This window comes from Pseudomonas sp. dw_358 (assembly GCF_018449655.1).
Classification (GTDB): domain Bacteria; phylum Pseudomonadota; class Gammaproteobacteria; order Pseudomonadales; family Pseudomonadaceae; genus Aquipseudomonas.
The window spans coordinates 387,181-400,822 of sequence record NZ_JAAVUX010000001.1; the positions used below are offsets into that span (position 1 = coordinate 387,181).

Here is a 13,642-nt window from a genome sequence, read left to right on the forward strand (position 1 = left end):
TTTGCGGTAATTCAGTGCGCCTACTAGAAATATAAATACTAGTATATCGATAATCGATACAGGTGATGCGTGAATAACCCCGAACCTCGTTTCGAATGCCTCTGGAGGGAAGGCCTCATGCCTTCCCCACAAGCCGTCCCGGCCCTGCCTTCTCGCGCTCGCTGCGTGATCATCGGCGCGGGCTACACCGGCTTGAATAGCGCACTGGAAATAGCCCGCACTACCGGTGGCGAGGGCGTGGTGGTGCTCGACAGCCTGCACATCGGCGAAGGCGCTTCGGGGCGCAACGGTGGGCAGGTCATTCCGGGTCTCAAGCTGGACCCGGACACCCTGATCGAGCGTTTTGGCGTCTCGGGTGGCGCCGCTTTGATCGAAGCGGTAGGCGGCGCGGCGGATTACACCTTCGACCTGATCAAACGCCTGGGCATCGACTGCGACGCCCGCCAATGCGGATGGCTGCAAGCGGCCCATACCGAAGGCACCTTGCGAGTGCTGAGCCAACGCGCCGAACAGTGGCAGCGACACGGCGCCGACGTGCGCATGCTCGACCGTCAGCAGACCCAGGCGCGGCTAGGCACCTCGATCTACCATGGCGCCTTGCTCGACACTCGCGCTGGCCAGTTGCAGCCTTATCAGTACGCCTTGGGCCTTGGCGCTGCAGCCCGGGCACAAGGTGTCACCCTGCTGGAACAGACCCGCGCGCTGAGCATGAGCCCCGACGCCCAGGGCTGGACCCTGAGCACTTCGCGCGGCGACATCCACGCCGAACAAATTGTCATTGCCACCAACGCCTACTCCCCTGCGCTGCTGCCAGGCCTGCCGCAAACCTACGTCACCCTGTGGAGCCTGCAAGCGGCCACGGTGCCGCTACCAGACGAACTCGCCGCACGGATTCTGCCCGGCGACCTGCCGGTGTCGGACACCTTCCGCGTGCTGCGCTACTTCCGCCGCAGCCACGACGGACGCTTCGTACTGGGCACCCGCGGTGCCTTTCGCGACGAGCTCGGTGCCGGCGATGCACGACGGGTGCGCGATGAGATGCTCAGCCTCTACCCCGAACTCGACAGCGTACCCTTGAGCCACTGTTGGTGCGGCCGGGTCGCGGTGCCCGCGTCCACCATTCCATTCCTCAGCCAGCCGGCCAAAGGCGTCACCGTTGCCTTGGGTTATTACGGGCGTGGGGTCGCCATGGCCACGCGTATGGGTGGCTTTGTCGCCGACCTGGTCAACGGCCTGCCTGCGGCCCACAGCGCTTATCCGGTGCTGCCCTTCAAACCGTTCCCAGCGGCCCCCCTGCATCGCAGCGCGGCACGGATCACCGCCAACGTCATGCGCCTGCGCGACCTGCTGGAACGGCGCCTTCGGGCGGGAGCCGGCTCATGACCCTCGTTCGGGCGGGAGAAGCCCGCGACACAGCGCCTGCGACCCAGCCTCGGCGCAACTCCAGCAAGCGCTTCGACTTTTTTGTCAACCTGCCCGGCGGCCTGCTGACCTGCACGTTGATTCTATTCACCCTGGGCCTGCTGCTGTACCTGAGCGTGCGGGTAAACGACGGGCAAATCATCGGCAGCGCGTTCACCACCGACAACCTGTCCTTCGCCTTGCGCGATCCCTTGACCCGCACGGTGCTGCTGCGCTCCATCGTCCTGTCGGCCATCGTCACCGTAGTGACTGTGCTGCTGGCGTACCCGGTGGCCTATTACCTGGCTTTTTATGCTGGCAAACGACGCAATCTGCTGCTGTTTCTCATCAGCCTGCCCTTCTGGACCAGCTACCTGCTGCGGGTGTTCGCCTGGAAGATCGTGCTGGCCTATAACGGCGTGCTCAACTCCAGCCTGATGGCCCTGCACATCACCGACGCGCCCCTGACCGGCCTGCTCAATACGCCGACCGCCGTGGTGATTACCCTGGCCCACGCCTACGCGGCCTTCGCCGTGTTGCCGTTGTACATTTGCCTGAACGGCCTCGCCCGCAACCTGCTGGAGGCGGCCGCCGACCTCGGTGCACGGCCCCATCAGCGCTTTCGCAAAGTGGTGTTGCCGCTGTCGATGCCCGGGGTTCTTTCGGCAGCGCTGGTGGTGTTCGTGCCCACGGTGGGCGACTACGTGACCCCGGCGCTGGTGGGCGGGCCGGCCAGTTCGATGATCGGCACCCTGATCCAGGCGCAGTTCGGCAAGGCCAACGATTGGACCGCCGGCGCCGCGCTGGCCGTGATCAGCATGCTGGCGATTGCTCTGGTGGTGCTCTTGACGAGGGCGCTGGTCCAGCGCTGGGTGGAACCGCGATGAACCGGATGACCTTGAAACGCTGGCCGGCCATGCAAGGCCGCTGGCTCGGGCTGTACGTGCTGCTGTACCTGGCCTTCCTGTACCTGCCGACCTTGTTGATCCCGGTGTTTTCCTTCAACGACTCGATCGCCCCGGTGTTCCCGCTCAAGGGTTTCACCGTGCAGTGGTACGCCGACCTGTTCAACAACCCGGCGCTGGCCCATGCCGCGCTCAACAGCCTGATCGTCGCCGGTTCGGCAGCGGCCATCGCCACCGTGGTCGGCGCCTTGATCGCCTATGCCGACGTGCGGCGCAGCAGCCCGTTGGCCAATGCCGTGTCGCTGCTGGCGCGGCTGCCGATCCTGCTGCCCGGCGTGGTGCTGGGGATCGCCCTGCTGGTGGGCGTCAACCTGATCGGCCCCGGTCCTTCGCTGGGGGCCATCGTGGTCGGCCATGTGTGCTTTTGCCTGCCCACCGCCGTGGTGGTGATGCGCAGCCGCTTTGCCGCCTTCCCCCGCAGCCTCGAAGAAGCGGCCATGGATCTGGGTGCCGACGAATGGACGACCCTGCGGCGCATCGCCCTGCCCCTGGCCCTGCCGGGTCTGGTGTCCAGCTTCATGCTGGCGTTCATCACCTCGTTCGACGAGTTCATCGTCGCGTTTTTCCTGGTGGGCACCGAGCCCACCCTGCCCATCTACATCTGGAGCCAACTGCGCTTCCCCAGGCAACTGCCCATGGTCATGGCCTTGGGCAGTCTGATTCTGCTGGTCTCGGTGGCGATAGCCGCCGGGGCCGAAGCACTGCGTCGCCGCGGCATTGGGCCGCCTGCCAAGCTCGAACAATGAACACCTCAATCAACACGCTCCTAGTCCAGCCTCTGGAGGTCATATGAAAGTTCGCACAATCGCTAAACGCTCGTGGGTGGTGGGTCTGGCAGCGTTTGCCCTGAACACCGCGTTGCTGCAAGGCGCCATCGCCGCCGACGCCGGCAACCTGACCTATTTCACCTGGTCGGGCTATGAGCTGCCGGAGTTCAACCCCGCGTTCGAGGCGGCCCACCCGAAGAAGGTCGACATCACGGTATTCGGCGATGATGACGATGCGTTGTCCAAAGCCCGCGCCGGCTTTCACCCCGACCTCGCTCACCCCTGCTACGACAAGCTGGAACGCTGGAAACAGGCCGGGCTGATCCAGCCGCTGGACAAGTCGCGGCTGAAGAACTTCGATCAGATCTTCCCGGTCCTGCAAAAGCTGCCGGGTATCGTCGACGCCGATGGCAAGGTCTGGATGGTGCCATGGGACTGGGGCAATACCTCGGTGCTGTACCGCACCGACCTGGTGAAAAACCCCGAAGCCAGCTGGAAGATGCTCTTCGACAAACAGTACGCCGGGCGCATCGCGACCATCGACGCAGTGCACGACACGCCGTTGGTGGCCGCCCTGCTGGCCGGTGTCGACCCGTTCAAGAAACTCACCCCCGAAGAGCTGGACAAGGTCGGCGCCGTGCTGCGTCAGCAACGGCCGCTGGTGACCACCTACACCACCGACATGACCTCGGTGGAGCAGTCACTGGCCAGTGGCGAACTGGTGGCGGCCATGGCCTGGAACGCCTCGGCCACCGCCCTGAAAAAGCAGAACGTGCCCGTGGCATTCATGAAGCCCAAAGAAGGAATGCTTACCTGGGTCTGCGGCATCGTCATGCTCAAGGATGCCAAGCACGTCGACCTGGCCTACGACTTCATCAATGCGCGACTGGCCCCCGAATCCGGTGAAAAATTGATCACCGAGTACGGCTACGGCAGCGCCAGCAAGGCTGCGTTCGCTCGCGTGCCCGAGGCCAAACTCGAAGAACTGCAACTGCCCAACGATCCGGAAACCATGCTCAAGGACACCGTGCTGACCCGGCCGATCCCCAGCAACGAAGAACTGGCCAAGCTGTTCGAACGGGTCAAGGCCGGCGGCTGACAGACGGTCCATCTTCCTTACCGAGCACAGGAGAACCGAGTCATGGCCCATTCCAGCGTGGTCAGCCTCAGGGGTGTGAGCAAGCGCTACAGCGAGAAGGTGCTGAGCGTCGACAACATCGATATGGACATCGCCCCCGGCGAGTTCATCAGCCTGCTCGGGCCTTCGGGCTGCGGCAAGACCACCACCCTGCGGATGATCGCCGGGTTCGAGCAGCCCACGGCCGGGCAGGTACTGATCGACGGCCAGGACCTGACCGCCGCGCCGCCTTACGGACGGCCGGTGAACACGGTGTTCCAGGACTACGCCTTGTTTCCCCACTTGAACGTCAGCGACAACGTCGGCTTCGGCCTGAGCCTGACCAAGGTGCCTGCCGCCGAGGCGCGCCAGCGCGTCGTCAACATGCTGGAACTGGTGGGCTTGGCGGACAAGGCGCGGGCGCGGGTGCAGCAGTTGTCGGGCGGCCAGCAACAGCGCATCGCCATGGCCCGCGCGCTGGTCTGCCAACCCCGCGTGCTGCTGCTCGACGAACCGCTGTCGGCCCTGGATGCGCACTTGCGCCAGCACATGCAGGTGGAACTCAAACGCCTGCAATCGAGCCTGGGCACGACGTTCGTGATGGTCACCCATGATCAGACCGAAGCGCTGTCGATTTCCGACCGTATTGCCGTGATGCACAAGGGTCGCATCGAACAGATCGCCAGCCCGGACGCGCTGTACGACTCTCCGGAATCGGCTTTCGTCGCCGGTTTCATTGGTGCCTCCAACCTGCTCGACGGGCAGGTGCTGCACAGCGTCGATGATCAGGTGACGGTGGGCGTCGGCGCCTTGCACCTTGTGGCACGCAGCCGAGGGCCACTGGCACGAGGCAGTGCGGTGACCGTGTCATTGCGCCCCGAAGATCTGCGGCTCGGTGTGCGCGCCGACAGTCAGCCACAGGCCACTGGCCGGGTGCTGCAACGTTTGTTTCACGGTCGCGCCTTGCGCCTGCAGATCAGCCTGCCGGGGATCGACAGCCTGACCCTCGATGTGTCGAGGGAAGCCGCCCAAGGCCAGGCCCTGTACCCCGGCGATGAAATCACTCTGAGTATCCAGCCCGGCGCCGCCTGTGCGTTTGCCGTGCAACCGACCCTTTGAAGGAGCTGTGCGTCCCATGCCTCATTTAGACCCCACCCTCGGCCAACTCAGCGCAGGCGACTGGCAGCAGCGCGCCGAGCGGTTTGTTTATCACGTTGACAACTTTATCGACGGTCAGCGCTGCCCGGCCCTCTCGGGGGAACGCTTCGACGTGCTCAACCCGGCCACCGGACACCCGCACACCCAAGCACCGCGCAGCGCCAGCGCAGACGTGGACCTGGCAGTAAAGGCCGCGCGCAAGGCCTTTCGCAGTGGCAGTTGGTCGCGCCTGGCGCCGCGCGAACGGATGGCCGTGCTGTATCGCTTCGCCGACCTGATCGAGACGCACACTGAAAGCCTGGCCTTGCTGGACACGCTGGATGTGGGTAAACCCATCAGCGACATGCTCAATGTCGACGTGCCGGGCTCGGTCTTGTCCTTTCGCTTCTTTGCCGAGACCATCGACAAGCTCGAAGGCTCGGTCACCAGCACGACGCCCGAGGCCCTGCACTACATCCTGCGCCAGCCCTTGGGGGTGGTGGGGCTGATCGTGCCGTGGAACTATCCGTTGCTGATGGCTGCGTGGAAGCTGGCGCCGGCCTTGGCCATGGGGAACGCCGTGGTGCTCAAGCCGGCCGAGCAGTCACCCAGCAGCGCCGTGTTGCTGGCTGAACTGTTCGTTCAGGCCGGCGGCCCGCCGGGGATCTTCAACGTGGTTCAGGGCCACGGCGCCGAGGCCGGCGCCGCATTGGCGCTGCACATGGACGTCGACAAGATCGGCTTCACCGGCTCGGTGGAAATCGGCAAGTTGATGATGGTCTATGCCGGCCAGTCCAACATGAAGCGGGTCACCACCGAATGCGGCGGCAAGAGCCCCCAGATCATTCTGGAGGACGTGGCCGACTTCGACCGCGCCGTGACCTACGCCATCAACGGCATCTACGCCAACCAGGGCGAAGTGTGCAATGCGGGTTCGCGGATCCTGGTACAGGCGTCGATCTACGAGCGTTTCGTCGAGCGCTTCGCGGAACTTGCGCCCAGCCTGTACGTACCGGGCAACCCGCTGGACCCCGCCACGCGAATGGGCTCGCTGGTGTCCTTCGAGCAGCAGCAACGGGTGCTCGGTTATGTCGAAAAAGCCCGCGACGAAGGCGGCCGGCTGGTGTTCGGCGGCGATGTACCGGCGGCACTGGCCCATGGCGCTTACGTCAATCCGACCCTGTATGCGGACATCACGCCGAGCATGACCCTGGCCCGCGAGGAAGTGTTCGGTCCGGTGGCGGCGGCCATCCGGGTCAAGGACCTTGAGGAGGCGCTGGCGATTGCCAACGATTCGATCTATGGCCTCGCCGCCTCGGTCTGGACCCGCGACATCGACCGCGCCCTGACCTTCGCCCGGGATGTAGAGGCCGGCATTGTCTGGGTCAACTGTTTCGATCACGGCGACATGACCCAGCCCTGGGGCGGTTTCAAACAATCGGGCAACGGCCGCGACCGTTGCCTGGAGGCGCTGACCCAGTACTCCCAGACCAAATCGGTGTGGGTGCACCTGGGCGGTTGAGCCGGGTGCTGCGAGCTTGGTTATACTGGGGCGCGCTCGGCGCCCTGCCACTTTTTTCTGCCCAGAGGCCTCATGACTTCGCCTGACAAATCCCCTTTGTTCGCCAGCACCCTGGCGCGCGGTCTGGAGGTGATCAATGCGTTCCGCGCCGGCCGGCCAAGCATGAACCTGCCCGAGCTGGCGGCGGCAACCCACATGACCAAAAGCGCCGCGCAGCGCTTTGCGTACACCCTTGAAACCTTGGGCTATCTGCGCAAGGACCCGCAGAGCAAGCGCTATCAACTGACACCACGGGCACTGTCGCTGGGCTTCGGCTTCTTGCAGACCGACAGCCTGATCGACCGCGCCACGCCCTACCTGCACCAGCTGAACCGCGAGTGCCACGAGAGCTGCAACCTGTCGGAGCCAGACGCCAACGACATGATTTTCGTCGCGCGCTTCCCCAGCCACAATCAGGTGATGATCCCCATGCCCCTGGGGCTGAGCCTGCCGATGTACTGCACGGCATCGGGCCGCGCCTGGCTGTCGCGGATTGCCGCGAGCGAGGCGCGCCTGATGCTGGAGCAGATGCCACGGCCAGCGCATACGCCCGCTACCGTGACCGCGCTGGAGCCGTTGCTGGAGGCCGTTACAAAGGCTCGGGATGAGGGCTACGCGATGACCGTGGGGGAGTATTTCCCCGGCGACATCAGCCTGGCGGCGCCGATCGTTGATGCGGCGGGCATTCCCCTCGGCGCCGTGAACATCTCGGTCCCCGCCAGCCGCTGGCGCCCCGAGGATGCGCGCGAGCAATTGGCGCCACAGTTGATCGAAACGGCGCGGTCGATTTCCAGTGCGGGGTTGAGTCAGCGGGCGGGAGGATTTCGCTAAGCACCCGCCTGCAGCGAAATTGCGCCAGAGATAAACCAAAACGGGCCCCGAAGGGCCCGTTGCGTTTATCACGCCAGCTTCTTGTGCCGCACACGATGGGGCTGTGCGGCGGCATCGCCCAGGCGTTTCTTGCGATCGGCCTCGTACTCGGTGTAGTTGCCTTCGAAGAACACCGCCTGCGAGTCATCCTCATAGGCCAGGATGTGGGTGGCCACGCGGTCCAGGAACCACCGATCGTGAGAGATCACAATGGCGGCGCCAGGGAAGTCCAGCAGGGCTTCTTCCAGCGAGCGCAGGGTTTCCACGTCGAGGTCGTTGGACGGTTCGTCGAGCAGCAGGACGTTGCCGCCCTCTTTCAAGGTCAGGGCCAGGTGCAGGCGCCCGCGCTCACCGCCGGAGAGGTCCTTGACGAACTTCTGCTGGTCGCCACCCTTGAAGTTGAAGCGGCCGACGTAGGTGCGCGACGGAATCTCGTAGTTGCCGATGCGGATCTGATCCGAACCATCGGAAATCTGCTGGAACACCGTCTTGCTGCCGTCCAGGTCATCGCGGCTCTGGTCCACGCAGGCCAGTTGTACGGTTTCGCCGATTTCGATGCTGCCCGAATCCGGTTGCTCCTTGCCCATCAGCATGCGGAACAGGGTCGACTTGCCGGCACCGTTGCCGCCGATGACGCCGACGATGGCGCCCTTGGGCATGGCGAACGACAGGTTGTCGATCAGCACGCGGTCGCCATAGCCCTTGCTGACGTTCTTGAACTCGATGACCTTGTCACCCAACCGCGGGCCGGCGGGGATGTAGATCTCGTTGGTTTCCGAGCGTTTCTGGAATTCCTGCGACTGCATTTCTTCGAAACGCTGCAGACGGGCCTTGGATTTGGACTGGCGCGCCTTTGCGCCTTTGCGCACCCACTCCAGTTCTTCCTTCATGGCCTTTTCATGGGCCGATTGCTGTTTGGATTCCTGGGCCAGACGATCGGACTTGGCTTCCAGCCAGCCCGAATAGTTGCCTTCATACGGAATGCCGGCGCCGCGGTCGAGTTCGAGGATCCAGCCGGCGACGTTATCGAGGAAGTAACGGTCGTGGGTAATGGCGACCACGGTGCCCGGGAAGTTGTGCAGGAACTGCTCCAGCCAGGCCACCGAATCGGCATCCAGGTGGTTGGTCGGTTCGTCCAGCAGCAGCATGTCAGGGGCCGACAGCAGCAGGCGGCACAGGGCCACGCGGCGCTTTTCGCCACCGGACAGGACCTCGACCTTGGCGTCCCACGCCGGCAGACGCAGCGCGTCGGCGGCCACTTCCAGCTGGCGTTCGAGGTTGTGGCCGTCGCTGGCCTGAAGAATGGCTTCCAGCTTGGCCTGCTCGGCAGCCAGCTTGTCGAAGTCGGCGTCCGGGTCGGCATAGGCGGCGTAGACTTCGTCAAGGCGCGCCTGGGCGTCCTTGATCACGCTGACGGCTTCCTCGACCACTTCGCGTACGGTCTTGTTCGGGTCGAGTTGCGGCTCCTGAGGCAAATAGCCGACATTGAGCTCGGGCATCGGCCGCGCTTCGCCGTCGAATTCGGTGTCGACGCCGGCCATGATTTTCAGCAAGGTCGACTTGCCCGAACCGTTGAGGCCTAGCACGCCGATCTTGGCGCCGGGGAAGAACGACAGCGAAATATTCTTGAGGATTTCCCGCTTCGGCGGCACAACCTTGCTGAGCCGATGCATGGTGAAAACGTATTGAGCCATGGGTAAACCTGGTGTCGGAGACAGATGAAAAAAATGCAGACCGCAAAGCTACCGGAATGCGCCTGACAGGGCAAACGGCCTACGTTTTGGGCTGGCACTTTGCTACTCTTTGCCATGCACCCAAGCCAATTTTACCGCTCACGAAAGACGGCTTGATCGGTGCCGCGCCGCAACCCTAGCCGCCTCATGGGCAGGGGCTTATAGTGCGCGAAGTCCGGGCCGTTGCTGTCAGCCGTGTTACAGACCTCGACGCCGGCACCCCTGCCACCGCCAGACAGACCGCAGGACCACAGTTTGACCAATCTCAATCCGCCGTCGTCCCTGCGCTCAGCGCCAACCGCCCCCGCTACCCCGTTGCGCGGGATGCTGAAAAGCGCGTTGGCGGTCCTGGTGCTGTTTCTGCTGGCCTTGTTGCTGTGGCAACTGGTCGACCAATTCCAGCGGACCCTCAGCGACCAGCGCCAACACAGCATAGACGCCAGCGCCGAACGGGTGGCCCGGCTGGACCTGAACCTGGCGCTCAACTCCCAGACGGCGCTCAACCGCCTGCTGACCACGCCGCCCTTCCCCAGCGGTCGCGAGAAAGCCGATACCCTGGCGCGTCTGCAACAAGCCCTGCCGGCGGTGCAAAGCATCCTGTGGCTGGCGGCCGACGGCCGGATCCTCGCCGATACCCTGCCGGTCACCGCCGACGAGAACGCCATCCAGGCCTTGCTGCAGCGGGCGCAGATCCAGCCGTTCTATTATGCCAATGCGGCTGACGCGCGCCTGTACCTGCTCATCCGACAACCGGGTGAATTGACCAACGGCGCCTGGTTGCTGCGCCTGGCCCCCAGTTTCCTCGGCGGCCTGCTGCGCGCTGACTCCCGCGACTCGCACGCCCACTGGCAGATTGAAAGCCGTCAGGACAGCTATGTCATTCACCGTGACAACGATGCCGGGCAGGCGAACTCGGAGCAAACGCTGTTGGTGACGCCGCTGGCCCAGAGCGACTGGCAACTGCGCAGCCTGTTCAATGCCGACCGGGCACGCCTCGACCTGCTGCCGGCGTTGATCGGCAAATGCCTGCTAGGGCTGGCGTTCTCGCTGCTGCCACTGTTGACCTTGCTCAATCTGCGCAAGCGCCAGCGCGAGGTGCACGAGGAGCGGCGGCGCTATCAAGACATTTTCGAAGGCACCGGCGTGGCCTTGTGCGTGCTGGACCTCTCGGCGCTGCGCGACCTTATTCAAAACAACGGGCTGATTTCTCACGAGACGTTGCAGGCCTGGCTGGACGAAAGTCCCGAGCGTCGCGCCTCACTGCTCTCGGAACTGCGCATCACCGAGGTCAACCAGGTGGCTCTGCGCCTGCTGGCCGTGGAGTCGATCCAGGAGGCCTGGCAGCGTCTGATCGATGGCGGCCCGATGAATGTCAGCGGCATCGGTTATCAGATCATCGACGGCCTGATGCGCAACCTGCCGCAGCTCGAGCTGGAGGTCACCCTGACCGACCCCTTCGGCCTGGACCAGCACCTGTGGCTGACCCTGCGCTTTCCCGAGGACATTTGGGGTTACCACGCAGTCATCCTCAATATCAACGACATCACCAGCCGCAAACGGGTAGAGCTGTCGCTGGTGGAGCGTGAAGCTTTCTGGTCCGATGTGATCCGCACCGTGCCGGATCATTTATATGTTCAGGACTGCGCGTCCCAGCGAATGATTTTCAGCAACCATCATCTGGGCCAGACCTTGGGCTATGGCAGGGCCCAGTTACAGGAGCTCGGCGAATACTTTTGGGAAAAGTTACTGCACATCGAAGACGCCCTTACCTACAACAAGGCCCGTCACCTTCAGCGCCAGAGCGACTACGCACTGCCGTTGAACTGCCTGTTGCGCTTTCGCAGCCAGGATTCGCAGTGGCGTTATTTCGAGGTGCGCGAACAGGTGCTGGCGCGCGACAAGGACGGTATGGTCACGCGCATTGTCGGCGTGGCCAAGGACGTCACCGAACAGCTGGAAGCCAGCGAATCGCTGCGTGACAGCGAGCAGCGCTATCGCATGCTCGCCGAAAGCATCAGCGATGTGATCTTCTCGACCAACAACAAGCTCAAGCTCAACTACGTCAGCCATTCGGTGCAAGCGGTGCTGGGCTACGACGAGGCGTGGATCTTCGCCAATGGCTGGCAATCGACCATCGCCAACCCCAGCCAGTTGATCGGCCTGAACCAGATGCTCGAGCGCGTCGGCACGGCCCTCGACGACCCGGAGCAGCTGGCGCAGCTGCGCACTCAAGTGCAGTCCAAACTGTTTTTGCTCGACTGCCTCAACGCCGACGGGCGCAAGATCCCCATTGAACTGCGCCTGGTGCTGGTGTGGGACGAGAACGGGGTCTTTGAAGGGATTCTCGGGGTGGGTCGTGATGTCAGCCAGCAGCGCCGTGCCGAAAAAGACCTGCGCATGGCCGCCACGGTGTTCGAGCATTCGACCTCGGCGATTTTGATCACCGACCCTGCCGGCTACATCGTCCAGGCCAACGAGGCGTTCAGTCGGGTGAGCGGCTACGCGGTGTCGCAGGTGCTGGATCAGTTGCCGACCCTGCTCACCGTCGACGACCAGCAGGAAGCGCACCTGCGTTACGTGCTCAAGCAACTCAACCAGCGCGGCACCTGGGAAGGCGAAGTCTGGCTCAAGCGCCGCAGCGGCGAACACTATCCCGCCTGGGTGGGCATCACGGCGGTGCTCGACGACGAGGGCGACCTGGCCAGCTATGTGTGCTTTTTCAGCGACATCAGCGAGCGCAAGGCCAGCGAACAACGCATTCACCGCCTGGCTTACTACGACGCCCTGACTCACCTGCCCAACCGCACACTGTTTCAGGACCGTCTGCACAATGCCCTGCAGCAGGCCGACCGGCAAGGCGGCTGGGTGGTGCTGATGTTCCTCGACCTGGACCGTTTCAAGCCCATCAACGACTCCCTGGGCCACGCCGCCGGCGACCGGATGCTCAAGGACATGGCCACGCGCCTGCTGGCCTGCGTCAACGATGACGACACCGTGGCGCGCATGGGCGGTGACGAGTTCACCCTGCTCCTGCAGCCTCGGGCGGCGCGCGAAGAAGCACTGCATGAAGCCATTCACGTCGCGGAGCAGATTCTCGCCAGCCTGGTCAAACCCTTCGTGCTGGAGAACCGCGAGTTTTTCGTCACGGCCAGTATCGGCATCGCCCTTAGCCCTCAGGACGGCAACGAACTGAGCCAGCTGATGAAAAACGCCGACACGGCGATGTACCACGCCAAGGAGCGCGGCAAGAACAACTTCCAGTTCTACCAGGCCGACATGAACGCCAGCGCTCTGGAGCGGCTGGAACTGGAAAGCGACCTGCGGCACGCGCTGGAGCAGCAGGAGTTCATCCTCTATTACCAGCCGCAGTTCAGCGGCGATGGCAAGCGCCTGACCGGTGCCGAGGCGCTGCTGCGCTGGCGCCACCCGCGGCGTGGGCTGGTGCCGCCTGGGGATTTCATTCCGGTCCTCGAAGAACTCGGGTTGGTGGTGGACGTGGGCGACTGGGTGATCAGCGAAGCCTGCCGCCAACTCAAGGAATGGCATGCCACCAAGGTGCGGGTGCCGAAAGTGTCGGTGAACATCTCGGCACGGCAATTCTCCGACGGGCAGTTGGGCACGCGGATCGCCACGATTCTCGGCGAAGTCGGCCTGTCGCCGGCCTGCCTGGAACTGGAATTGACCGAAAGCATCTTGATGCGCGAGGTCAATGAGGCAATGATGATTCTCGACAGCCTCAAACAGCTGGGCTTGAGCATTGCCGTCGACGACTTCGGCACGGGCTACTCATCGCTCAACTACCTCAAGCAGTTCCCGATCGACGTGCTCAAGATCGACCGCAGTTTCGTCGATGGCCTGCCCTCGGGCGAGCAGGACGCGCAGATCGCCCGGGCGATCATCGCCATGGCCCACAGCCTCAACCTGTCGGTGATCGCCGAAGGCGTGGAAACCCAGGACCAGCTGGACTTCCTGCGCGAACATGGCTGCGATGAAGTTCAGGGCTATCTGTTCGGCCGGCCCATGCCCGCCAGCCGGTTCGAGGCGCAGTTCAGCAACGATGCGTTGTTCATGTTGGATTGAGGCCCTCAAAG

At 63.8% G+C, this 13,642-nt stretch carries 9 protein-coding genes; 8 read left to right on the forward strand and 1 reads right to left on the reverse strand.

The features are described 5' to 3' along the window. Positions 1-117: 117 nt before the first annotated feature. The 7 genes from HB675_RS01850 (at position 118) to HB675_RS01880 (ending at position 7,779) form a co-directional block, all read left to right on the forward strand. On the forward strand, positions 118-1,383 hold the full coding sequence (locus HB675_RS01850) for an FAD-binding oxidoreductase (protein ID WP_213875378.1): 1,266 nt from the start codon (positions 118-120) through the stop codon (positions 1,381-1,383). Further along, positions 1,380-2,288, forward strand: coding sequence for an ABC transporter permease (locus HB675_RS01855; RefSeq protein WP_213875379.1), 909 nt, complete (start codon positions 1,380-1,382; stop codon positions 2,286-2,288). Before HB675_RS01850 ends, HB675_RS01855 begins: the two co-directional genes overlap by 4 nt. After that, positions 2,285-3,112, forward strand: a complete 828-nt coding sequence (locus HB675_RS01860) for an ABC transporter permease (RefSeq protein WP_213875380.1) — start codon at positions 2,285-2,287, stop codon at positions 3,110-3,112. The genes HB675_RS01855 and HB675_RS01860 overlap by 4 nt, the downstream gene beginning before the upstream one ends. A 43-nt stretch (positions 3,113-3,155) precedes the next feature. Beyond that, entirely contained in the window at positions 3,156-4,232 is a 1,077-nt protein-coding gene (locus HB675_RS01865) for an ABC transporter substrate-binding protein (protein ID WP_213875381.1), read from the forward strand. A 42-nt stretch (positions 4,233-4,274) separates the two neighbouring features. Beyond that, positions 4,275-5,369 carry an ABC transporter ATP-binding protein gene (locus HB675_RS01870; protein WP_213875382.1) on the forward strand — a complete coding sequence of 365 codons (1,095 nt, stop codon included), beginning with the start codon at positions 4,275-4,277 and terminating at the stop codon, positions 5,367-5,369. Between the two features lie 16 nt (positions 5,370-5,385). Beyond that, positions 5,386-6,909, forward strand: a complete 1,524-nt coding sequence (locus tag HB675_RS01875) for an aldehyde dehydrogenase family protein (RefSeq protein WP_213875383.1) — start codon at positions 5,386-5,388, stop codon at positions 6,907-6,909. 72 nt (positions 6,910-6,981) lie between these two features. Next, positions 6,982-7,779: an IclR family transcriptional regulator gene (locus HB675_RS01880; RefSeq protein WP_213875384.1), complete on the forward strand. Its 798-nt coding sequence runs from the start codon at positions 6,982-6,984 to the stop codon at positions 7,777-7,779. 68 nt (positions 7,780-7,847) lie between these two features. On the opposite strand, the gene ettA is transcribed toward HB675_RS01880, so the two are convergent. Next, positions 7,848-9,512 carry an energy-dependent translational throttle protein EttA gene (ettA, locus tag HB675_RS01885; RefSeq protein ID WP_213875385.1) on the reverse strand — a complete coding sequence of 555 codons (1,665 nt, stop codon included), beginning with the start codon at positions 9,510-9,512 and terminating at the stop codon, positions 7,848-7,850. Between the two features lie 294 nt (positions 9,513-9,806). Here ettA and HB675_RS01890 point away from each other — a divergent pair, with 294 nt between their 5' ends. After that, positions 9,807-13,631 carry an EAL domain-containing protein gene (locus HB675_RS01890; RefSeq protein ID WP_213875386.1) on the forward strand — a complete coding sequence of 1,275 codons (3,825 nt, stop codon included), beginning with the start codon at positions 9,807-9,809 and terminating at the stop codon, positions 13,629-13,631. Positions 13,632-13,642 lie beyond the last annotated feature (11 nt).